The organism is Acinetobacter sp. TTH0-4 (assembly GCF_015602665.1).
GTDB lineage: Bacteria > Pseudomonadota > Gammaproteobacteria > Pseudomonadales > Moraxellaceae > Acinetobacter > Acinetobacter albensis.
Map to the genome: position 1 here is coordinate 1,921,803 of NZ_CP059079.1, position 23,461 is coordinate 1,945,263.

Below are 23,461 nucleotides of genomic sequence, written 5' to 3' on the forward strand. Positions count from 1 at the left end.
ATACTTATGTTGTTTTATCACCATGTTAATGAATAATTCTTAAGGTTGAATCACATGTTCGTTCGCACATTACTCGCTATGAGTTTAAGTTGTATTTTTGCGGGTACAGCATTTGCCGCATCCACTGCTGAACAACCCTTGAATCTTACTAAGATTACAGATACTGCAGTGCAAGATCCTATTGATCCACTTGCCACTGAAGCAGCCTCAAGTGCTAAAACCACGGGTGAAAGCCAAATTACACAACAAGAACAGCAAGACTTGAATAAGGCCTCAAAAACTTTACAAGATTTTGAGAACGCTGAAGACAATAGTGCGGCTATTGGCACAGCTTCAACATCAGCGACACCAACCACTACAGCAGTAAAAAGCACAAATACTGGTGCGGCTAAAGCCGCATGGACGCTTGATGGCATCAACAATGCTGAATGGTATGAAGACATTGGAAAAGGGCAATTTCCAGCTTATGCACGTGCGCATGTCATGTTAAATAATGCCCATGCTTCTCCAGGTGCGATTGATGGTTCAAGCGGTAAAAATACGCTTAAGGCAATTGCTTCATTCCAACAAATGAACGGTTTAAAACCAACAGGTACATTAACCCAAGAAACTTGGGATGCACTTCTTGCTAAGCAAGGATCTAAACCAGCATTTGTTGAATATACGATCACTGAAGCAGATCTGAAAGGCCCGTATGCTGCCTCTATTCCACACGATTACGCGTTACAGGCTAAAATGAAAGGCTTGTATTACACACGTGTGACTGAGATGCTCAGTGAAAAGTTCCACATGGATGAAGACTTTTTGAAAAAGTTAAATCCAAAAGCAACGTTCAAAAAAGCCGGTGAGAAACTGGTCGTAGCCAATATTCGTAATGAAGTTCCTGAAGATATTCATCTCATTGTGGCGCACAAAGGTGCAAAACAACTGTATTTGTTTAACAGTCGCAACCAAATGATTGGCTCATTCCCTGCCACTATTGGTAGTTCTGACACGCCCTCTCCAACAGGAACCTATAAGGTAACGGGTGTCGCGCCAAACCCATGGTATAGCTATTCTCCAAGTAATTTTGTTCAAGGTAAAAATACTAAACCATTGTCTTTACCACCTGGCCCGAATGGCCCTGTAGGTAATATCTGGATTGGATTAAGCAAAAAATCATTTGGTATTCATGGTACGCCAAATCCTTCAGCCATTTCTAAAACAGCATCGCATGGTTGTATTCGTTTAACCAACTGGGATGCCAACGATTTAGGCAAAAAAGTTAAATCAGGCGTGACCGTCAAGTTCTTGGAATAATCTGAACTGAGTACTTTAAGCCTAGTAAAACAGCCTGCATAAATGCAGGCTGTTTTACTTTTAACAATGAACATGGTTCTTTGATACGTTGCATTAATAGAATGATTTGTTGCTTTTAATCTATTTTTAAATAAAAACAACAATCTTAAAATGGCTCTATAGTGAAATAAATATAAGGAATCTCCATGAACGCTTTTATCCATCGCAGTGAAAAACGAGGTCATGTCAATATCGACTGGCTTGACTCAAAACATAGCTTTTCATTTGGTAGTTGGTATGATCCTAATTATATGGGCGTGAGTGTACTTCGGGTCATTAATGACGATCGGATTGCAGCCCAAAATGGCTTTGGCACACATGCGCACGATAATATGGAAATTTTGACCTGTGTATTAGACGGAACGATTTCACATCGCGATAGCATGGGCAATGAAGGTCATATTCCTGCAGGTGAATGGCAATTAATGAGTGCCGGAACAGGCGTAAAACACAGTGAAATCAATAATAGTGATGTTCCTGTTCATTTATTGCAAATCTGGATTCATCCCGATGTACGTAATGCTGAACCCAATTATCAGCAAGTCAAATGTGATCCTCAGGAACAACCCAATCAATGGCATGTAATTGCAGGACCCAATCCCAATGCGCTGATGCATATTCGTCAACAAGCTGAAGTTAAAAGTGCAGTGATTGAGAAAGGACAGGCTTTAGCTGTAGAAATGACTCAAGCGCTTAATTATGTGCATTTGATCTCAGGTTCAATCCAGATTGCAGAACATATCTTGTCGGCTGGTGATGCAATTGCTTTTGAAGATGCTGCTCAAATTGAAGCACTTGAAGACAGTCAAATGATTTGGTTTGATTTACCCAAAGCTTAAGATAAATTCGACAAGAATTCACTCTGTTGATTAAGCCTCATTTTCAAATGAGGCTTTTTTGTTTTAACAGAACGAAAATGATTAGATTATTTATTTTTATCAATTTTTAATAAAAGTACAAATCTGATATTCACCCTGCTCTAAAAAATTAATTCACTAAAAAATGGATAAAGATTAGGAGAATTCGGATAGCTACTCAAGCTGAATTTCGGTTCAATGGGGGAATACCCTAATGGACTAGAGGATTAAAACCATGACCTCACGCAGCATTACTGAATGGCAAGATTTTATTAAAAATTGTATCGATTTTCGTCCACATGACGGTGTTTATCGTATTGCCCGTGACATGTTCACTGAAACTGAATTATTTGATTTAGAGATGGAACAAATTTTCGAAAAAGTCTGGATTTATGCTTGTCACGAAAGTGAAATTCCGAAAAACAATGATTTTGTCACTGTTCAAATTGGCCGTCAACCAATCATCGTAAGCCGTGATAATAATGGCAAACTTCATGCGATGGTCAATGCCTGTGAGCACCGTGGTGCAACCTTAACGCGTGTTAGCAAAGGGAATCAAGCCACATTCACCTGCCCGTTCCATGCATGGACCTATAAATCTGATGGCCGTCTGATCAAAGTCAAAGCACCAGGTGAATATTGTGAACACTTTGATAAAACGACGCGTGGTCTTAAACAAGGTCGTATCGCCAGCTACCGTGGTTTCGTGTTTGTAAGCTTAGATAGTCAAGCTACAGATTCTTTAGAAGATTTCTTGGGCGATGCAAAAGTCTTCCTTGATTTGATGGTTGATCAGTCTCCAACAGGTGAACTTGAAGTATTACAAGGTAAATCTGCTTATACCTTTGCAGGAAACTGGAAACTCCAAAACGAAAATGGTTTAGACGGTTACCACGTGAGCACAGTGCACTATAACTACGTGTCTACGGTTCAGCATCGTCATCAAGTCAATATCGACAAAGGCGCAGACCTTGACACACTAGATTACAGTAAATTAGGTGCTGGCGATTCCGCAACAGATGATGGCTGGTTCAGCTTTAAAAATGGTCATAGTGTTTTATTCAGTGATATGCCAAACCCAACGGTTCGTCCGGGTTATAGCACGGTCATGCCCTACCTTTTAGAAAAATACGGGGAAAAACGTGCGGAATGGGCCATGCACCGTTTAAGAAACTTGAACTTATACCCTAGTCTGTTTTTTATGGATCAAATTAGCTCGCAATTACGTATTATCCGTCCCGTTGCTTGGAATAAAACAGAAGTGATTAGCCAGTGTATTGGGGTAAAAGGCGAATCTGCAGAAGCACGTCGTAATCGTATTCGTCAGTTCGAAGATTTCTTTAATGTATCGGGCTTAGGTACACCAGATGATTTGGTTGAATTCCGTGAGCAACAGAAAGGTTTCCAAGCACGTCTTGAACGTTGGAGCGATATTTCACGAGGTCATCATACTTGGGAATATGGAAGCACTAAAAATGCCCAGAATTTAGATATTAAACCTGTGATTACTGGACGTGAATTTACCCATGAAGGCTTATATGTCAATCAACATGGTCAATGGCAACGTTTAATGCTGAATGGCTTAAGCAAAAAAGCCTTAAAAATGCAAGATGTGACTTTCGAGCAACACACGGCTTTGTTGCACAAAGATTTGAAATGCAAAGCGCCCCTAATTGAGCCAAATTTAAGGCGTAACTTGGGTAAGTGGTCGACCTAATTCCGTAAATCTGTTAAGGACTGCTACACGTGCATGGATCTCATTCACTTGGCTATCAAAACTCCTTGCACTGAGTTTATCTCCTAATAATTTGATGCAATGCATCTTAGTTTCAACCAAACTTCGCCGATGATAGCCTGACCATTTTTTCCATAGTGTCCTGCCTAAACGTTTAATTGTTCGAAGTAATTCATTTCGCTCTAGCGAGCTACTCTTTGTATCTTTCCATGGTTTCGCATTTTTTCTAGGTGGAATCACCGCATGCGCTTGCCGATCTGCAATGACCTGACGGCATTGCTTGGTGTCATAAGCTCCATCGGTATAAACAGAGTTAATCCGCTCATCTTGTGGAATCTGATTAAGTAAATCACCAAGCACCTGTGAATCACTGACATTATTGGTTGTAAGCTGAACTGCTCGTATTTGCAGGGTTTTAGCATCTATACCAATATGAAGTTTACGCCATTGGCGACGATATTCAGGTCCATGTTTCTTGCGTTTCCATTCGCCCTCACCTAGAAACTTCATGCCTGTAGAGTCTATGAGTAGATGCAGCCCATCGCTACTTTTTTGGTAGCTGATTGCAATATCAATATGCTTTTGTCTTCTACAAAGCGTACTGTACGAATATCACTGATATTCGGGGCTGCTCAGCCACGAAGTTTAATCAGACTTTGCACAAAGCCAGTGACCATACGTAAAGACAGACGGAATAAGGATTTAATCATTAAGCAGCATTGGATGGCTGCGTCGGAGTATGTTTGATTTCGCCCTTGTTTGCCTTTTGATGGAGCATACCATTGCGTAGCAGGATCAAACCAAATGGCAATATTTCCGCGACTCATGAGTGCTCGGTTATATGCGGGCCAATTGGTTGTGCGGTAGATTTTGTGTGTAGGCTTCTTCATTTGAAAATTATATCGCTGAAAAACCCTTTACAGATAGGTTTGTGCAACAAAGCCGATACGTGCCCATAAGAATCAAAGACCTTTCCGATAGTAGGTCGCAACTCCCATTGCTTACTATTATCTTCCTGCCATAAATGACTGTAATAAGATGGATATCTAATCTTTTTTAATTCATTCGTAAAAATTTTTATTTTATGAAAACTAAATTCATCACCTTTATTCTGCTTAAATCTTTGTCTTAATGCTTGATCTAAATTATAAAAATGAGTAACCCCATAAGTTGTATGCGTCATATCAAAGTAATGTCGATATTCGTGGATGGCTGCAGAATAAAGCTTTAAAGACTCCTCAAAATCACTTAATTCTGCATCATTCTTTAAGTGTCGCAAAAAACTTTTATCATCTACATTTAAAAATACAGAATAGTCTTCAAACCCAAAACTTCCTAATAAATCCGAGTCTGCAAGAATATAGTTACTATTTAACCCCAAAACCGTTCTCCAAAATATTATTTTATTTAGCTTACTACAGGCTTACGTTGCATAAACCCCAAAAACAACAAAGCCCCGATAATCGGGGCTAAGTCGTTGATATTTGGCGGAAGCGGTGAGATTCGAACTCACGGAGGGGGTAAACCCTCGTCGGTTTTCAAGACCGGTGCATTAAACCGCTCTGCCACGCTTCCATGTCGGCAAGAATACAGAGCTTTTCAATTTCTGACAAGAAAAAATTAGGTCTATCTGCTTTGACTGAATATTGTTTCACCAACTCTTTATAATTTAGCTGCTAATTCGGCCCCTTCACGAATAGCACGTTTGGCATCAAGTTCTGCTGCCAATTTTGCACCACCAATAATATGGTAATTGGCTAAAGTATTTTCACCTTCATTTGGCATAATATCTTTCACTGATTCTTGACCAGCACAAACCACAACAGTATCTACCCGTAAAAGTTGATCATAGCCATTGGTTTCAACCCACAAACCTTCATCTGTAACCGCTTTATACTGGACACCTCGTAACATTTTGACTGCATGTTTTTTTAATTGAGCACGATGCACCCAACCCGAAGTTTTACCTAGTCCTATCCCAAGAGCTGTCGTTTTACGTTGTAATAAATAAATTTCACGAACAGGATGCTCAACTTGTGCAGGTTGTAACCCACCTTCCGAAACATAATTTGGATTTGGATCAATTCCCCATTCGCGTTGCCAGTCATCCAATGGTTGTGGCTGCGGTTGATGTACAGGTTTCAATAAAAACTCAGATACATCAAAACCAATTCCACCCGCCCCAATCACTGCGACACGATTTCCAACGAAAGCTCCTCGTAAAACTTCTGCATAAGATAAAACTTGAGGTGCCTGACTACCTTCAATTTTTAAAGCACGCGGTACAACTCCTGTTGCAACAATCACCTCATCAAAACCTTCACGTTCAAGCTGTTCACGATTGACGCGGGTATTTAAGCGCAGCTCTACTCCTGTTTTTTCAATCTGAACCTTAAAATAGCGAATGGTTTCATGAAACTCCTCTTTACCTGGAACCACTTTGGCCAAGTTAAACTGCCCTCCAACCTCTCGAGCAGCTTCAAATAAAGTCACTTGATGACCACGGCTTGCAGCGACTGTTGCAGCTGACATACCCGCAACACCGCCGCCCACCACTGCAATTTTTTTCGGTGTTTTGGTTTTTATGTATACCAATTCAGTTTCGTAAGCTGCACGTGGATTGACCAAACATGTGGCACGTTGATTTTTAAAGGTATGATCTAAACAGGCTTGGTTACATGCTATACAGGTATTAATTTCATCCACACGATTGGTGGCTGTTTTGTTGACCCAAAATGCATCCGCCAAGAATGGACGTGCCATTTGCACCATATCTGCTTTACCCGCAGCTAAAATGGCTTCCGCAGTTTCTGGCATATTAATACGGTTTGAGGCAATGACCGGAATAGTGACATGCTTTTTCACTTCTGCTGTGTAATCTGCAAATGCGGCACGTGGTACAGAGGTTACAATAGTGGGAATACGTGCTTCATGCCAACCAATTCCTGTATTTAGCAAAGTAACACCCGCTTTCTCAAGGGCTTGTGCAATAGTGACAACCTCATCCATAGTGTTGCCATCATGGACCAAGTCAAGCATCGATAAACGGAAGCAAATAATAAATTTTTCACCGACTTTTTCACGAATTGCTTTGACAATGTCTACAGCAAAACGCATTCGATTTTGAATATCTCCACCCCATTGGTCATCACGTTGGTTCACATGACGGCTTAAAAACTGATTCAGTAAATAGCCTTCAGATCCCATAATTTCTACACCATCATAACCTGCCTTTTTCGCAATGCTGGCAGTGTTGGCATAATCTTCAATGGTCGAAACAATCTGTTTCTCACTCATCTGACGGGGTTTAAAAGGTGAAATCGGTGATTTAATGGGACTAGATGACACCACAAAAGGTTGATAACCATAACGACCTGCATGCAGAATTTGCATCAAGATTTTTGCGCCATGCTTATGTACGGCATGTGTCACTAAACGATGTGGTGCAACATCAGCGATATTACTCATGGTGCCGCCAGCAGGAAGCAACCAACCAGAACGGTTCGGTGAAATACCGCCAGTAATGATCAATCCAACTCCACCTTTTGCACGTTCCCCAAAATATGCCGCGAGTTTAGGATAATTATAAAAACGATCTTCTAAACCTGTGTGCATAGACCCCATCACAACACGGTTTTTAATGGTGGTAAAACCCAAATGAAGGGGTTTTAAAAGATTTGCATATGGAGTTGTCATGATAAATCCTTATTTCGTCGGCTTTGCAACTTGTTGCATACTACTCTACCGACTTTTTATATTTTGTTTATGGCTTTTTAAGCAATTTGTCAGCAAAGAATTGTCAATTTGACCCAAAAAAAAGTGTAGTTCTTTAAACTACACTTAAAATATGACATCTCATTGTTGTCCAGTTTAAATTATGATGATTTCCAGTTTTTTAATTTTGTTGTATGACCAATTCCAACGTTAAAACTGTTGGTCGGATCAAGTTTTTGATAATGATTTTTTAAAGCAGGTTTCGCAATATACAAATGCCCTACGTTATGTTCAGCTGGATATTCAGCACCTCGATGATCCAATAAGTGCCACATTTGATGCTCAATTTCGAGTGGATCAACGCCTTTTTTGACAATATAATCTTGATGAAAAACGTGACATAAGAAATGACCATAATAAAGTTTATGAATAATCAGCTTATCCATTGCTTTGGGCAGGGTTTCAACCCATTCATGGTCATTACGGCGTAAGGCAATATCCAGTGCCACAATGTCTTCTACTTCACTGCGATGTGTATCACGATAACGTATCGCAGCCCCCGCAACCGCGAAACGATGCAAAAAAGCTTTACGGCCTTCATCTTCATCACATAAAAAATAAGACCCTGTAGTATTTGCAGCAAAATATTGTGCCAGAAAATGTTGAACGCGTTCCACGTCCTGATTTTCAATGCGCAAAATCAAATGATGTTCATATAAATCACGAAATTCAGTCATCCGCTTAGGCAAATGATGGGGCAAAAATCGAGTCATCAGTTGTAAAAATTTATCTGACCAGCCTTTCATGTGTATTTTTTCTAAATAGCCATCGACTTTATCTTTCATAGCAAACGCAGCAGGCACTCTGGCCGTACCGAATTTTTCAATGAACATAAATGTATCTTTGCCGTATTCGGCACCAATGTCATACGCTACGCGATGAATATATTCACCCGCAATCGGTAAGCGTGGTAAATCCTTGAGTAAAAACCGCCGAATTGCGGTTAAGTCTTGTTGTGTGTTGGTTCCCACATAAAAAACTTGGCTTGGAATTTTCTCAAAGGTATCCAGTCGTACTGCAAATACACATATTTTACCTGCTGAGCCTGATGCTTCAAACAAACGTGAAGGATCAGCATTAAATCGTGCAGGACTATTTTCATCGATCTGTTTTACATCATGTGCATAACGTTGGTCAGAAGCACAACAACTTGAATTATTTTCAATATCAGACAGTTGATAATGCCTATTTTCAAGTTTAGATAAAATTTCTTCAGGTGTCCTGCCTAAATTCACCCCCAAATGATTTACCAATTCGAGTTGACCTACTTCATTTACTCGCGCATAGAGCGCCAGTTCAGTATATGCAGGCCCACGACGAACCAAAGCCCCACCCGAGTTATTGCAAATACCTCCTAAAACCGAGGCACCAATACAGGAAGAACCAATCACTGAATGAGGCTCACGATTAAAGACCGCCAGTTCTTTTTCCAATCTGTCTAAAGTCGCACCGGGCAAACAAATGACTTGCTGACCTTCGTTAATCACTTGAATACCTGCCAACCGACGTGTACTTAGTACCAATACAGGACGATCATAATCATCACCAAATGGTGTGGAACCTCCAGTTAAACCTGTATTGGCTGCTTGCATAATCACAATACAGTCTGCTTCGACTGCTGTTTGTAAAACTTGCCATTGTTCAAGCAAAGACCCTGGGACAACCACGGCTAAAACGCGTCCAGAACCGTAACGGCGCCCCTGACGATATAAACGTGTGTCATTCTCATCGGTCAGGACATGTGCTTTACCCACAATATTGATGAGTTTATCAATGGTTTGTTGTAAATCTGAGTGAGCTTGCATTTGATACCCTGCATATTTAGATTTTCTAGCTTTTTAATAAAATCTAATAACTAAAATAAGAAACCAACTTTCAAAATAAGAATGATTTGTCCAAATATCAGCTATCGCGATTAGCGGCATGGATGCCGCTGTTGAGCAGAGGAACAAGGACGTTCCTTCTGCTCAACAAAGGATTTTGTTACCTTGCGCAGTGCACTGCTCATCCTTCAAAAGTAAGACATTACCTACGCCAGAACATTAAATTCAAACCAACACCTTTGGTTGTAACAATTTATGAATAAATAAATTAGTCAGCTAACTCTCGATCCAATTTCACCAAACAATCAGAGTTAATATCCGAAATGGTTTTTGCACCTGTTAATGTCATCGCTACTCGCATTTCTTTTTCAATTAAATCCAAAAGATTGGATACACCCGCTCCACCTGCGGCACCTAAAGCATAAATAAATGCACGGCCCAGCATACAAGTATCTGCCCCCAGTGCCAGCATGCGCACCACATCTAGACCATTACGAATACCTGAATCTGCCAGAATTTTAATATCGCCTTTAACGGCCTCTGCAATTGGAGGTAACGCTCGGGCACTGGATAACACACCATCGAGCTGACGCCCACCATGGTTTGAAACGACAATACCATCGGCACCAAAACGTACTGCATCTTTGGCATCTTCAGGATCTAAAATCCCTTTGATCACCATTGGGCCATCCCAAAATTCACGAATCCACTCTAGATCTTTCCAAGAAATAGACGGATCAAAATTATTGCTTAACCATCCAATATAATCTTCTAAACCTGTCGGCTTACCCAAATATTTTGAAATATTGCCCAAATCATGTGGACGGCCATGTAAACCGACATCCCATGCCCATTGTGGATGCATCATCGATTGCAAATAACGACGCATAGCGGCATTGGGACCACTCATGCCGGAATGTGCATCACGATAACGCGCCCCAGGTACAGGCATATCCACAGTAAAAACCAACGTCGAGCAACCCGCAGCTTTCGCACGTTCTAAAGCATTTTTCATAAAGCCACGGTCGCGCAGCACATACAGTTGAAACCACATTGGGCGGTTGATTACAGGTGCAACTTCTTCGATTGGACAGACTGAGACAGTCGATAACGTAAAAGGAATACCTTTTTGATCTGCTGCGACAGCTGCTTGTACTTCGCCACGACGTGCATACATGCCCGTTAATCCGACTGGTGCTAAAGCAACTGGCATTGACAAAGTTTCATTAAAAAGCTGAGTTTCTAGACTTAAAGACGACATATCATTTAACACACGTTGTCTTAAAGCAATTTTGGATAAGTCTTCCACATTACGTTTAAGCGTATGTTCTGCATAAGCTCCTCCGTCAATGTAATGAAATAAAAACGGGGGTAAGCGACGCTTGGCAGCTTCACGATAATCATTCGCAGAAGAAATAATCATAATAGTTATATCCTGTTTAATCGACTCGCACGCTGACGACGGGCTTCTTCCTCATCAATCGAGCGTACTTGTTGCACTACAAACTCAATATGTCCACAGACTGCTTTTTGTGCAGCTTCTGGATCTCGGCGTTCAATTGCGGCCATCACCTGAAAGTGTTGATCATGCAGTTGATCAAAACGATGTGATTCTGAATAAACTTTTCGACGGCCTAGAACTACGTTAAATTGCAATAAATCAAAGAGACTACGCATCATCTGAATCAGCACCAAATTATGCGAAGCTTCAGCAATCGCAAGATGAAATTTAGCATCAGCCCTTGCTGCCTGATCGTCATCACCCAGTCCCTGAAAATAGGCAATTTGATCATAGCATTCACGAATATTTTTTAAGTCTTCTGACGTAGCACGCTCTGCCGCATACCAAGCCGTTCCACCTTCTAAAATTGTTCGTGCTTCCTGTACATCAAAACGATAAGCAGGATCTTGATCAATCAATAGACTGAGTGGCTGCACAATTTGATCTTGTGACCAATTGTTAGGAAGTTGCTGTAAAAAAGTACCTGCTCCGACTTTACTGAGCAAAATTCCCATACTGATCAGTTGCTGAATGGCTTCACGTAACGATGAACGCGAAACACCCAATTGTTCACATAATTTACGTTCGGCAGGCAAACGATCTCCAACCTGCATATTGTCTTGCTCAATCAATATGCGTAAGTTTTGTACTACTTTGTCAGAGACTTTCATGTGCCGAACCTCAATTGCGTGTTATGGAATCATCCATGGGAACACATATGCTTGTAAGGTAATGATGATACCCATCATTATGGTGAAAACGATACTGTGTTTCACAGTAAATCGAAATAAATCAGACTCTTTACCCACAAGTCCTACTGCTGCACAGGCAATTGCAATAGATTGTGGAGAAATCATTTTTCCTGTCACACCACCACTGGTATTAGCGGCCACCAATAACACTTCAGGTACACCGATTTGCTGTGCTGTAGTGGCTTGTAATGCAGCAAATAAAGCATTTGCAGAGGTATCAGAACCAGTCAGAAATACGCCAATCCAACCTAAAAATGGTGAGAAGAATGTAAAAGCTTGTCCAGTATGTGCCAGTGCCAAAGCCAACGTGGCAGACATGCCCGAATAATTGGCAATAAAGGCAAAAGCCAAGACCATTCCAATTGAATAAATGGGTACTTTTAATTCATTGATGGTTTCACCAAATGTCGTAACTGCGTCTTTTGGTTTCATTTTCAAGAAAATGATGGTAATCACTGCGGCGATAAAAATGGCTGTTCCCGTTGCAGAAAACCAATCAAATTTAAAAATTGCATCATAATCTTTAATTTCAGGTACTACAGGTGGCATTTTTTGTACCAACTGATGTAAATAAGGCACTTTGATTGAAATCACCAAATCGTGTAATGCGCCATCTTTAGTGAATAAATCTTTAAAAGGTTTCACACTCCAAATGGTCACCATGGCAGTTAAAATCATGAATGGAGACCAAGCTTTGGCAATTTGAGCAAGACTATATGTCTGTTGCTGACTGGCAACTAAACTTGCATCATCTTGGCCATCTTCCTGACTAAAACGGAAAATATGTTTGGGTTTCCAATATTTAAGCAAGATGGTTAAACTGACCAATGCTGCAATCGCAGCAGTAATATCTGGAAGTTCTGGACCCACGAAGTTAGACGTTAAATATTGTGCGATGGCAAAAGAACCACCACCCACCAAAATAGCCGGCCACGTTTCCTTAACCCCACGCCAACCATCCATAATGGCCATTATCCAAATTAAAACCACGGGCACCATAAACGGTAACTGACGACCCACCATCTGACTGATTTCCATGGTATCGACACCAGAAACCTGCCCTGCCACAATAATTGGAATGCCCATCGCCCCAAAAGCAACAGGTGCAGTATTCACAATTAAGCATAGGCCTGCAGCATATAAAGGTTTAAAGCCTAAACCCACCAATAACGCAGCAGTAATGGCAACAGGAGCACCGAAACCTGCGGCACCTTCAAGAAAGGTTCCAAAAGCAAAACCGACCAATAACATCTGTAAACGCTGATCTTCTGTAATGGATAAAATCGAAGAACGGATAACATTAAACTGTCCCGTTTTTACTGAAATTTTATATAAAAATACTGCACCAATAATGATCCACGCAATCGGCCATAAACCATATAGAAACCCATAGACCAAGGAAGCAAATGCCATGGTCGCTGGCATTTGATACGCAAATAGTGAAACCAAAAGTGCCAAAATAACGGTAATCGTTCCTGCCACGCTACCTTTAAGACGAAAGATAGCCAATGCAAGGAAGAAAAAAACAATCGGGATCATCGCAATTGCACTAGAAATCCAGATATTTCCCATAGGGTCATAAATTTGTTGCCAAGATTGAAGCATTGTCATCTCCTTGAAATGCTTATTTGTCCGCTACCAGCGGTCTGATGAATTATAGATTTTATTAAAATTGGTATGACCAATAAAACCTAAAATAATTAAAAACCTGCAAAAATACGATTAAATAATAAAATCAAGTGAATTAAAGATCAACAACTATCTAATTTAATTAAAATTGGTATGACCAATATTAAGGTCATTAAATAATGATTTCAGTCGTATTGGTTGAATGGAAAAATTCGTTGTTATTGTTTTTTAGCCAATTTTTAATAAAAAAAGACGTAAACACATTAGCTCTACAACTTTAGTCCAATCTCTCATTTTGGGTTCTTTTCTTTTTGATTTGCATTGCTTCATATAGCTTTTCCATCTTGCAATAATTTTATAGCGCAATCGATTGAAGATTGAAGATTGAAGATTGAAGATTGAAGATTGAAGATTGAAAAAAATACAGTCTGTAGAGTCTAAAAATCATTCAGTAGTTTTATTCTCCTATTCAGTTTCAGACAGCATTTTTAAATTACATTTCAGGCTATTTAAAACCGCTCAAAAAAGCCTTTTCATCTGATGTACGGCAGCGATCCATTCCCTTTAAAATTAAACATATTTTTTTGTTTGTCTATTTTTACGAAAAAAAATCTGACTAAAAGTGCTATCATTGAAGCAACTATAGATTCTCCTTGGCTACCCATTTATCGTGGTGCCTATTTTATATCGTTAGGACTAACAATGACTGATAATGCAACGATCTTGCAGAATGTACCCGTAGGTAAAAAAGTTGGGATTGCCTTTTCTGGTGGCCTCGATACTTCAGCGGCGCTATTGTGGATGAAACAAAAAGGGGCTGAGCCTTATGCGTACACCGCAAATTTAGGTCAGCCAGATGAAGATGATTATGATGCTATTCCAAAAAAAGCTGAAGCTTATGGCGCAGTAAAAGCACGCTTGGTCGATTGCCGTTTACAGCTTGCATTAGAAGGTATTGCTGCGATTCAATGTGGCGCATTCCACATTAGTACTGGCGGTGTGCCTTATTTCAATACGACGCCACTGGGTCGTGCAGTAACAGGAACTATGCTTGTTACCGCGATGAAAGAAGATGACGTTAACATTTGGGGTGACGGTTCAACCTATAAAGGAAACGATATTGAACGTTTCTACCGTTATGGTTTATTAACCAATCCCAACTTAAAAATTTATAAGCCATGGTTAGATCAAACTTTTATTGATGAGTTAGGCGGCCGTGCTGAAATGTCGCAATTCCTCATCGACAATGGCTTTGACTATAAAATGTCAAAAGAAAAAGCGTATTCAACTGACTCGAATATGTTGGGTGCTACACATGAAGCCAAAGATCTTGAATACTTAAATGCTGGAATTAAAATTGTTGATCCCATCATGGGCGTGGCATTTTGGAAAGATGATGTTGAAGTAAAAGCTGAGGAAGTAACAGTCACTTTTGAAGAAGGTATGCCTGTTGCACTGAACGGACAACGTATTGAAGATCCTGTTGAGTTGATTCTTGAAGCGAATCGTATTGGTGGTCGTCATGGTCTAGGCATGTCGGATCAAATCGAAAACCGTATTATCGAAGCGAAATCTCGCGGTATTTACGAAGCTCCAGGTATGGCTCTGCTCCATATTGCTTATGAACGCCTTGTTACAGGTATTCACAACGAAGATACCATTGAACAGTACCGCATTAACGGTTTACGTTTAGGTCGTTTGTTATATCAAGGTCGTTGGTTCGATTCTCAAGCACTTATGTTACGTGAAACTGCTCAACGTTGGGTTGCGAAAGCTGTAACAGGCACTGTGACTTTAGAACTTCGTCGCGGTAACGATTACACCATTATGAACACCGAATCAGAAAACCTAACCTATGAAGCTGAACGCTTAACCATGGAAAAAGGTGATTCAATGTTCTCTCCAATGGATCGTATTGGTCAGTTAACCATGCGTAATCTTGATATTACCGATACTCGTGCCAAGTTAGGTCTTTATACCAACGTAGGGCTACTTGCAGTCGGTACAGGTTCAACTGTTCCTCAACTCAAAGACAAAAATAAATAATTTTTGCTCGCAAAAAAACCGCCTGATTAGGCGGTTTTTTTTATCATTTTTACAGTTAGATCGTTTGAATCGTACGTATCGATTGGTAATAAATTTGATTACGGCCTAACTCTTTCGCTCGGTACAAAGCTTGATCCGCAACCACCAATAATTCATCTTTATTAATTTCAGTTTCACCCTGATAAACGGTAATTCCCAAACTAATCGTAATGTAATCGGATACCGAAGATTTCTCATGTGAAATTTCTAAACGCTCAATCGCTTTATAGATATTTGAAGCCACTGCATATGCGCCATGTGCATTGGTTTCTGGCAATAAAACCACAAACTCTTCTCCGCCATAGCGAGCAACAAAGTCCATATAACGTATGGCATTTTTTATCGATTTTGCGATTGCAGAGATGACATTGTCACCTTTTTGATGACCATAAAAATCGTTATATTTTTTAAAAAAATCTACATCAATGAATAAAATAGACAAAGAGGTTTCATTTTCACGCGCCTGTTGAAAAAGCGTATTCAAGGTTTCATCAAAGGTTCGACGATTAGAGATTTTAGTTAGCTCATCATGCTGGCTTAAATGTAATAATTCTGAATTATAAATACGATGAATATTCTCACTCATTTTAGCGCGTAATGCATATAAATAGATCATTCGTTCGCGTGCAAAAATCATGTGGCTAATAACAAAACCCAATAAACAACTTCCGAATAAAATTCGTGCAAGTGCAATCGTATTAAAATGAATATTAAATGTAGCAAACAAAATAATTGTCGCCAGCGCTGCCAATAGACCCGTGAATAGCAAGTAAATAGGCTTTACCCCAGTCAAAATATAGCTAAGAATATAAATTATACCCACAATCGCCATAGCTTGATGTTGGAGTTCAATGGTTTTTGCTGTCATGGTGAGCCATGAAGTTGAAACAATAGCCCAAAACATCAGAAAAATACTGGCGTAAGTAAAATAAGGACGCAATTTAGAAAAATAAGCAAAGAAAAATAAAATCAGTAAACACAGACCTACATTAGTCAAACTGATCAGAGAACGAAAAAAATCATCCAAGAAATATTGTTGGTCAATGATGAAATAATCTGTTGGCACCATGACCACGATAAAAATAAAATAAACGAGAACTCCACTCCATACATATTTTTCGACATGTTTGCGTGCACGTTCTAAATTTTTCGCCCAAAACTCATGCTCCATTTCTTTCGGAAAAACGTGGCCGATACGGCGACTTTGATGTGCAATTAGTCGTTCTATTTTTTCTTTATCGTCTTGTAGTTTTGCTAAATTATACTTGTCGTTCATATGCAAGCATGATGTCATTTTTATTAATATTTAAAATAACATAGTTTTTGGCTTCAGAATGGTATATCTCTCGCCATTTGTCCTGAATTGGCGTTACCATTTTAAACCTATATAGATTATCATTTGTTTTATTTCTTTGATTGAAATGACCTTGAATACGATCACTCTTCTCCAGCCAGACGATTGGCATGCGCATCTTCGTGATGGACTTGCTTTAAAACGAACAGTGCCTGACTTAGCCAATCAGTTTGCGCGCGCAATTTGTATGCCAAACACTGTTCCTCCTGTAAAAACAGTAGAAGAAGCGATCGCTTATCGTGAACGTATATTAGCGCATGTACCTGATGGGGTAGATTTCGACCCACGTATGGTGCTTTATTTTACCGATCACACTGAGCCGAGTGAAGTTAAAAAAATAAAAGACTCGGAATTTGTGAATGCCATCAAGTTATATCCTGCTGGTGCAACGACAAATTCAGACAACGGTGTCAGTGATATTCGTAAAGTTTATGCTGTAATTGAACAACTTGAAGAACATCAAGTTCCGTTACTGCTTCATGGTGAAGTCACTCATCAGCATGTCGATATTTTTGATCGTGAAAAACGCTTCATTGATGAAGTGCTCGCTCCCTTACTGAAACAATTTCCAAAACTTAAATTAGTTCTTGAACATATCACGACCAGTGAAGCTGCCAATTTTGTACTTGAACAAGACCGTAATGTTGCTGCGACCATTACGCCTCAGCATTTATTGTTTAATCGTAATGACATGCTTGTTGGCGGTATAAAACCACACTTTTATTGTTTGCCTATTTTAAAACGTCAAACTCATCAACAAACTTTGTTAGAAGTAGCTACTAGTGCGAATCCTAAGTTTTTCTTGGGTACTGATAGTGCGCCCCACTCAAAAGATGCTAAAGAAAATGCATGTGGTTGTGCGGGTTGTTATAGTGCACCGACGGCCATTGAATTATATGCTCAGGCTTTTGATCAAGTGGGTAAAATTGAACGCTTAGAAGGTTTCGCCAGCCATTTTGGTGCAGATTTTTATGGTCTACCGCGTAATACCAATACAATTACCCTAGTCAAAGAAGATCAAGTGGTTCCGACAAGTTTAGATTACTTGGATGGTGAACAGATTATCCCGCTTTATGCAGGTAAAACCATTCCATGGAGAAAAGTGTGACAGATGTAACCCTACCCATTATGGGTCAGCGTTTTCGCGGCTTTTTACCTGTCGTGGTCGATGTTGAGACAGCAGGTTTCAATTCACAAACCGATGCTTTACTCGAAATTGCAGCCATTCCCATTGTTTATAATGAACAAGGGGAATTTGTTCCAGGTCAAGCATACCATGCGCATATCAATCCATTTGAAGGTGCGCATTTAGATCGTCGTTCACTTGAATTCATCGGGATTGACCCTTCAAATCCTATGCGAATCGCAATGGCTGAAGATGAAAAAACCGCAATGAAGCGTATTTTTAAAGCAGTCAATGAGGTTCGTCGCCAGCAAAATTGTACCCATGCTGTTTTAGTTGGACATAATGCACATTTTGATCTTGGTTTTTTACAAGCAGCTATTACCCGCACAGGCACTAAAAATCAGAGCCCTTTTCATAGTTTTTCTGTGTTTGATACCGTGACTTTAAGTGCAGTCATGTTTGGACAAACAGTGTTGGCAAAATCATGTATTCAAGCTGGAATTGAGTTTGATGGCAAAGAAGCCCACTCTGCCTTATACGACACACAGAAAACAGCTGAACTGTTTTGCTATATTTTGAACAAACTTGCACCTCACTTACTTGACACACTGGTGGCGGATCAATAAGATACCGCCATCCTCATACGTCCCTATCGTCTAGAGGCCTAGGACATCGCCCTTTCACGGCGGTAACCGGGGTTCGAATCCCCGTAGGGACGCCATATATTTCTTAATCCTGCTATTTCAATCGACTCATTATTAAAAAGATTATTCAAAATACTTTTTCCTCTGCCCTCTAGTTAAGATAATTTTAATTTTTCATCTGACTGTTTATTTTAAAAATTTCAATTTACTATTTAGACATGATTAATATTTATCATTTTTCCAATGAATTTATTCTTACTTAATCTTCGTCCTCATCTGCACCTAGATTTTTTATAAAATAATCACTTTGATTATAAATGAGCTTGAATTTAAATTAAGAAAACTTACTTTCTAAAGTAAGAGTGTTAATTTTTATCCACTTAATTCAATATTTCAAAAAAACAGCTACACAAGTTTGACAGGTTCGGGAAAAATCCATACTATACCCATCACCTCAATACGACCCTATCGTCTAGAGGCCTAGGACATCGCCCTTTCACGGCGGTAACCGGGGTTCGAATCCCCGTAGGGTCGCCATATATCGTGCCATACGATCATTCAAGCTTCATTATTCACTATTATTACATTGCAGATTTGTAGTTTTTCACTACAATAGCTCGCTTCCTTTCTCTCTTTCTTTTCTCTTATGCAGTCATCTCATACTCCGAATGATGCTTCGCATCAGGGCAATTCTGCGCCATTAAAACGCGCTATGAGTACTCGACACTTAGTCATGATTTCGCTGGGTGGCGCAATCGGAACAGGGTTATTTTTAGGTTCGGGTGAAGTCATTGCACAAACGGGGCCTGTAGGTGCCATTCTTGCGTACATTTTAGGTGGTTTAATTGCCTATGCTGTAATGCTGTGTTTAGGTGAACTTGCTGTACATATGCCTGAATCTGGCTCATTTGGAACGTACGCGCAAAAATATATTGGCCCAGGCACGGGCTATATGATCACTTGGTTATATTGGTTAACTTGGACTGCAACTTTAGGCACTGAGTTTACTGCAGCAGCTTTGCTGATGCAGGAATGGTTTCCTCAAATTTCAGTTTGGATTTGGACATTAACTTTTGCAGCAATTATTTTTGGACTCAATATGAGCTCTACGAAATGGTTTGCAGAATCTGAGTTTTGGCTGTCTTTGGTCAAAGTCATCACAGTGATCAGTTTTATTATTTTAGGTTTATTGACCATTTTTGGTGTTCTTTCATTCCACGGTCACACCTCTGCCCCTTTATTTAGCAACTTGACTGCTGAGGGTTGGTTTCCGCAAGGTCTGTTCCCTATTTTTGCTACCATGTTGATTGTTAATTTTGCATTTTCAGGAACAGAATTAATTGGCGTAGCTGCGGGTGAAACCCAAGATCCTGCCAAAAATGTTCCTAAAGCAATCAATGCTGCGATTTGGCGTCTCCTGATTTTCTTTGTGGGTACCATTGTGGTGATTAGTGCACTGCTACCACATCAGTTGGCAGGTTTGGATGCGCACGGGGTGAGTAGTAGTCCATTCGTGACTGTATTTACTTATATTGGTATTCCTTATGCGGAAGACATTATTCGCTTTGTCATTATTACCGCCCTGCTCTCTGCCGCCAATTCTGGTTTATATGCGGCATCACGAATGATGTGGTCTTTGTCTGACAAAAAACAACTGCCTGCGGTGTTCTCTAAATTAAATCATCGTGGTATTCCTTTTGTTGCGATTATTGTCACCATGTTTGGCGCAATTCCAGGTTTATTATCTGAACAATTTGCACCTGAAACTATTTTTAAAAATCTCTTGGGTATTGCTGCTTTTACTATGGTCATTGTTTGGATGAGCATTTGCTTGAGTCAATTCAATTTCCGTCGACAATGGTATAAACAAGGCCGTACAGCGAAAGAATTGGGCTTTGCTGCACCTTTATTCCCAATAGTGCCTATTTTAGGTTTCGTGTTCTGCTTTATTACTGGCATTAGTATGGCAACCGATCCAGAAATGCTGCCAGGCTTTATTGGATGTTTGCTTTTTATTGCAGGCTGTTACCTGAGTTATTATCTTTTCTACCGAAAAGTAAATTAATGCTATAAAAGAGTGGTCAAAACCCACTCTTTTTTTTATGCTGAATACAGACAATAGTATTTATAAAAAAATAGACGCTGTATGAAAATTATTTTTATTCATGGAATGAATCAACAAAACTATAATGAAGCAACATTAAAACATTATTGGTTAAACATATTCCAAATCGGTTTAAATAATGCACAACAAAATTTTGATATCACATCGTTAGATATCAATATGCCTTTTTACGGAGATTTATTGAGTAAGTATCACTTATATAATACGCTAGATTTAGCCACCTTATTTCCTCAGTCTTGGACCCATTTACATCTGCCTTTTCATTTAAGAAATAACACCACATTTGTACAAGAGCAAAAACCTAGAATTACCGTCCTTCCGACGTTCAACCCCAGTCAATCCAAGTCACTCACGCAGCGCTTATCTCTTATTTCAGCGTTAACCAAAGATCATGCGTTTAAAGAACTAAGTTTATTCTTAAATCATTATCCAAAATTACATGACACTGTAATCCATAAATTTTTAATCGAAACCTATCTCTATTTATCCAATCCAGATTTTATGCATGAAGTACATCAAAGAATTATGTATCACATTCATTCCGATAAAGATCATATTATTGTGGCACACTCATTGGGAACTGTGATTGCCTATAATTTGCTTCATCAATTTACGAATTTTAAAATTCAACGCTTCATTACTTTAGGCTCTCCCTTGGCCTTTAAAGTCATTCAAGAAAAATTAGCTTTGCCCATTGCTCGCCCTCCACAACTTCGAGGTGACTGGTTTAATTTTTATTCACCTGACGATTTTTTAACAGCCTTTCCACTCTCGACAGACCCTTTTAATTTTAAACCAGCAATCATTAATCAAGCGATTACCACGCTTATTCATAATCCACATAGCATCGCAGGTTATTTACAACATCCAGCCGTGATTCAAAGTATTTTAGATGGTTTAAAAGACGAAAAATAACGTGTTTTTAGACAAACCCTCAGTATTTGTTTTATTTTTATTCAGTTGATTGTTTTTTTAAGGATTATCTTGGAAAAAGGTTTGACAGCTTTTCATATCCACCCTATTATACGCCCACCTCTGAAACGTCCCCATCGTCTAGAGGCCTAGGACATCGCCCTTTCACGGCGGTAACCGGGGTTCGAATCCCCGTGGGGACGCCAATTTTTTAGATGACCCTATCGTCTAGAGGCCTAGGACATCGCCCTTTCACGGCGGTAACCGGGGTTCGAATCCCCGTAGGGTCGCCATATTCGAGATTAAAATCTCAACAAAAAGCCTGATCATGATGAATCAGGCTTTTTTATTTCATTTTACTTTTCCTTAAAAATTTCTCAAATACCAAGCCAATATTTGTTTTTCAGAATAAATATTGACTTGGCGAAAATGCATTCATGACTTAAAACAGACCAGTCTTTTTAATGTCAATCTGATTAAGACAAAACGATTTTTTATTTTGATCTTTTAAAGATTTAAGCGCTTCGACGTGAGTTAACTCGACCTTTGATCATCGCACTAATATTACCTTTGGCATATTTAAAGAAAACTTTGAGTGGTGATAATTTAGGATTTGGGCTTTTGCCTTGAGCAATATCTTTAAACTGTGCGGCATACCAAATGATTTCCATAATCGCCATTTTATCAATCATCGGAATACCTGTTTTAATTTTATCGACCGCATAACGTACATCTTGGCCTGCAATCAAACCTTGGGTTAAATCAGGTTCTACTGCTAATGGGCGTGCAATTCCAATAAACTCACAGGCTCCGCTATCCAAAGCCGCATTCATACCTTCAACGGTACGAAATCCGCCTGTTACCATTAAATGACAATTCACTTGTTTACGAATTTTTTCTGCAAAATCGAGAAAATAAGCTTCACGCGCAATCGAACTTTCCTTACGCTTTTCTGACTTAACCCCAGCCATGGCAGGTGCTTCATAAGACCCACCCGAAATTTCAATTAAATCAATTCCAGCAGCATCTATGGTTTTAAATACATAAATAACTTCTTCTTCAGTAATGCCACCACGCTGAAAATCAGCAGAATTGAGTTTAACTGAAATAATAAACTGTGCTGAAGTGACTGCACGTACAGCCTGATAGATTTCCAATAAAAAACGCATTCGGTTTTCAATCGAACCACCCCATTGATCTTGGCGTTTATTGGTCAGTGGTGATAGAAATTGGCTAATCAGATACCCATGCGCACCATGAAGCTGTATGCCTTCAAAACCTGCTTGTTCACATACCTGTGCAGCTTTTGCAAAACGTTGGATAATATCCTGAATCTCATCTTCACGTAATTCTCGAGGTGTACCAAAAGTGGTCGCCAACATGGGACTAAAAGGCACAGCAGAAGGTGCCACCGTTTCTTTATTGAGACCTTTCGGACACTGACGCCCAGGATGTGACAGTTGAATGAGTTGCACCATGCCATGTTGCTTACCCACTTCTGCCCATTTTTTCAGTTCAGCCAAATCACGTTCTGATTCAATCACCACTACGCCCGGTTCATTTTTCGCCCGGAAATCAACCATAACATTGCCTGTAATTGCACAACCCAAACCGCCTTTTGCCCATGCTTCATATAAACCTAAATGCAATTGATTAGGTTGTCCTGCATGATTTGCCAAGGCTTCACTCATCGCACCTTTAATAATGCGATTTTTAAATGGGATATTGCGAATTGTAGCGACTTCAGCAAGATGACTCATAGTTATATTCCAAGTGGTTTTGTATTTATATTCAGTCTAAACTTAT

The 23,461-nt window shown here is 39.6% G+C and carries 15 protein-coding genes, 5 tRNA genes and 2 pseudogenes; 12 read left to right on the forward strand and 10 right to left on the reverse strand.

Annotated elements, in window-relative coordinates:
* Nucleotides 1-54: 54 nt before the first annotated feature.
* From H0S58_RS09015 to antA, 3 genes and pseudogenes are all read left to right on the forward strand, one after another.
* On the forward strand, nt 55-1,299 hold the full coding sequence (locus H0S58_RS09015; protein ID WP_195726330.1) for a L,D-transpeptidase family protein: 1,245 nt from the start codon (nt 55-57) through the stop codon (nt 1,297-1,299).
* A 185-nt stretch (nt 1,300-1,484) separates the two neighbouring features.
* Entirely contained in the window at nt 1,485-2,177 is a 693-nt protein-coding gene (locus H0S58_RS09020; RefSeq protein WP_195726331.1) for a pirin family protein, read from the forward strand.
* 253 nt (nt 2,178-2,430) lie between these two features.
* A pseudogene (gene antA, locus H0S58_RS09025) lies at nt 2,431-3,834 on the forward strand (anthranilate 1,2-dioxygenase large subunit); the annotation flags it as partial.
* 45 nt (nt 3,835-3,879) lie between these two features.
* On the opposite strand, the pseudogene H0S58_RS09030 reads toward antA, so the two are convergent.
* The 8 genes and pseudogenes from H0S58_RS09030 to lldP all read right to left on the reverse strand — a co-directional run bounded on the left by H0S58_RS09030 (nt 3,880) and on the right by lldP (nt 13,391).
* Nucleotides 3,880-4,820 (reverse strand): annotated as a pseudogene (locus H0S58_RS09030) (IS5 family transposase).
* Nucleotides 4,817-5,311: a hypothetical protein gene (locus H0S58_RS09035; protein ID WP_193894353.1), complete on the reverse strand. Its 495-nt coding sequence runs from the start codon at nt 5,309-5,311 to the stop codon at nt 4,817-4,819. The pseudogene H0S58_RS09030 and the gene H0S58_RS09035 overlap by 4 nt, the downstream one beginning before the upstream one ends.
* Before the next feature lie 104 nt (nt 5,312-5,415).
* A tRNA-Ser gene (locus H0S58_RS09040) sits at nt 5,416-5,505 on the reverse strand.
* 87 nt (nt 5,506-5,592) lie between these two features.
* Nucleotides 5,593-7,626 (reverse strand): NADPH-dependent 2,4-dienoyl-CoA reductase, encoded by a 2,034-nt coding sequence (locus H0S58_RS09045; protein WP_195726332.1) that lies wholly within the window; start codon nt 7,624-7,626, stop codon nt 5,593-5,595.
* Between the two features lie 179 nt (nt 7,627-7,805).
* Nucleotides 7,806-9,509 carry a D-lactate dehydrogenase gene (gene dld / locus H0S58_RS09050; RefSeq protein ID WP_195726333.1) on the reverse strand — a complete coding sequence of 568 codons (1,704 nt, stop codon included), beginning with the start codon at nt 9,507-9,509 and terminating at the stop codon, nt 7,806-7,808.
* A 286-nt stretch (nt 9,510-9,795) separates the two neighbouring features.
* Nucleotides 9,796-10,950: an FMN-dependent L-lactate dehydrogenase LldD gene (gene lldD / locus H0S58_RS09055; protein WP_195726334.1), complete on the reverse strand. Its 1,155-nt coding sequence runs from the start codon at nt 10,948-10,950 to the stop codon at nt 9,796-9,798.
* A gap of 5 nt (nt 10,951-10,955) precedes the next feature.
* Nucleotides 10,956-11,699 carry a transcriptional regulator LldR gene (gene lldR, locus H0S58_RS09060; RefSeq protein ID WP_193890051.1) on the reverse strand — a complete coding sequence of 248 codons (744 nt, stop codon included), beginning with the start codon at nt 11,697-11,699 and terminating at the stop codon, nt 10,956-10,958.
* Between the two features lie 21 nt (nt 11,700-11,720).
* Nucleotides 11,721-13,391 (reverse strand): L-lactate permease, encoded by a 1,671-nt coding sequence (gene lldP, locus H0S58_RS09065; protein ID WP_171256845.1) that lies wholly within the window; start codon nt 13,389-13,391, stop codon nt 11,721-11,723.
* A 720-nt stretch (nt 13,392-14,111) separates the two neighbouring features.
* Here lldP and argG point away from each other — a divergent pair.
* Entirely contained in the window at nt 14,112-15,455 is a 1,344-nt protein-coding gene (gene argG, locus H0S58_RS09070; protein WP_195726335.1) for an argininosuccinate synthase, read from the forward strand.
* 55 nt (nt 15,456-15,510) lie between these two features.
* Here argG and H0S58_RS09075 read toward each other — a convergent pair whose 3' ends face one another.
* Nucleotides 15,511-16,770, reverse strand: a complete 1,260-nt coding sequence (locus H0S58_RS09075; protein WP_195726336.1) for a GGDEF domain-containing protein — start codon at nt 16,768-16,770, stop codon at nt 15,511-15,513.
* A gap of 151 nt (nt 16,771-16,921) precedes the next feature.
* On the opposite strand from H0S58_RS09075, the gene pyrC reads away from it, so the two are divergent.
* From pyrC to H0S58_RS09115, 8 genes are all read left to right on the forward strand, one after another.
* Nucleotides 16,922-17,956 (forward strand): dihydroorotase, encoded by a 1,035-nt coding sequence (gene pyrC / locus H0S58_RS09080; protein ID WP_195726337.1) that lies wholly within the window; start codon nt 16,922-16,924, stop codon nt 17,954-17,956.
* Entirely contained in the window at nt 17,941-18,600 is a 660-nt protein-coding gene (gene rnt / locus H0S58_RS09085) for a ribonuclease T (protein WP_053579905.1), read from the forward strand. The genes pyrC and rnt overlap by 16 nt, the downstream gene beginning before the upstream one ends.
* Nucleotides 18,601-18,619: 19 nt before the next feature.
* Nucleotides 18,620-18,695 (forward strand) — tRNA-Glu (locus H0S58_RS09090).
* 384 nt (nt 18,696-19,079) lie between these two features.
* Nucleotides 19,080-19,155: transfer RNA gene (locus H0S58_RS09095), tRNA-Glu, on the forward strand.
* Between the two features lie 109 nt (nt 19,156-19,264).
* A complete protein-coding gene (locus tag H0S58_RS09100; RefSeq protein WP_193890054.1) occupies nt 19,265-20,683 on the forward strand; it encodes an amino acid permease in 1,419 nt (472 codons plus the stop codon).
* Between the two features lie 81 nt (nt 20,684-20,764).
* Nucleotides 20,765-21,658, forward strand: a complete 894-nt coding sequence (locus tag H0S58_RS09105; protein WP_195726338.1) for a hypothetical protein — start codon at nt 20,765-20,767, stop codon at nt 21,656-21,658.
* Nucleotides 21,659-21,785: 127 nt separating this feature from the next.
* A tRNA-Glu gene (locus tag H0S58_RS09110) sits at nt 21,786-21,861 on the forward strand.
* 11 nt (nt 21,862-21,872) lie between these two features.
* A tRNA-Glu gene (locus tag H0S58_RS09115) sits at nt 21,873-21,948 on the forward strand.
* A 222-nt stretch (nt 21,949-22,170) separates the two neighbouring features.
* Here the strand turns inward: H0S58_RS09115 and H0S58_RS09120 are convergent.
* Nucleotides 22,171-23,415, reverse strand: coding sequence for an NADH:flavin oxidoreductase/NADH oxidase family protein (locus H0S58_RS09120; protein ID WP_195726339.1), 1,245 nt, complete (start codon nt 23,413-23,415; stop codon nt 22,171-22,173).
* Nucleotides 23,416-23,461: the final 46 nt, after the last annotated feature.

What these genes read in the sequence shown, in the direction of transcription:
- H0S58_RS09015 (WP_195726330.1), top strand. Translation starts at nt 55, where the DNA reads ATGTTCGTTCGCACATTACTCGCTATGAGTTTAAGTTGTATTTTTGCG.
- H0S58_RS09020 (WP_195726331.1), top strand. Translation starts at nt 1,485, where the DNA reads ATGAACGCTTTTATCCATCGCAGTGAAAAACGAGGTCATGTCAATATC.
- H0S58_RS09045 (WP_195726332.1), bottom strand. Translation starts at nt 7,626, where the DNA reads ATGACAACTCCATATGCAAATCTTTTAAAACCCCTTCATTTGGGTTTT.
- dld (WP_195726333.1), bottom strand. Translation starts at nt 9,509, where the DNA reads ATGCAAGCTCACTCAGATTTACAACAAACCATTGATAAACTCATCAAT.
- lldD (WP_195726334.1), bottom strand. Translation starts at nt 10,950, where the DNA reads ATGATTATTTCTTCTGCGAATGATTATCGTGAAGCTGCCAAGCGTCGC.
- lldR (WP_193890051.1), bottom strand. Translation starts at nt 11,699, where the DNA reads ATGAAAGTCTCTGACAAAGTAGTACAAAACTTACGCATATTGATTGAG.
- lldP (WP_171256845.1), bottom strand. Translation starts at nt 13,391, where the DNA reads ATGACAATGCTTCAATCTTGGCAACAAATTTATGACCCTATGGGAAAT.
- argG (WP_195726335.1), top strand. Translation starts at nt 14,112, where the DNA reads ATGACTGATAATGCAACGATCTTGCAGAATGTACCCGTAGGTAAAAAA.
- H0S58_RS09075 (WP_195726336.1), bottom strand. Translation starts at nt 16,770, where the DNA reads ATGAACGACAAGTATAATTTAGCAAAACTACAAGACGATAAAGAAAAA.
- rnt (WP_053579905.1), top strand. Translation starts at nt 17,941, where the DNA reads ATGGAGAAAAGTGTGACAGATGTAACCCTACCCATTATGGGTCAGCGT.
- H0S58_RS09100 (WP_193890054.1), top strand. Translation starts at nt 19,265, where the DNA reads ATGCAGTCATCTCATACTCCGAATGATGCTTCGCATCAGGGCAATTCT.
- H0S58_RS09105 (WP_195726338.1), top strand. Translation starts at nt 20,765, where the DNA reads ATGAAAATTATTTTTATTCATGGAATGAATCAACAAAACTATAATGAA.
- H0S58_RS09120 (WP_195726339.1), bottom strand. Translation starts at nt 23,415, where the DNA reads ATGAGTCATCTTGCTGAAGTCGCTACAATTCGCAATATCCCATTTAAA.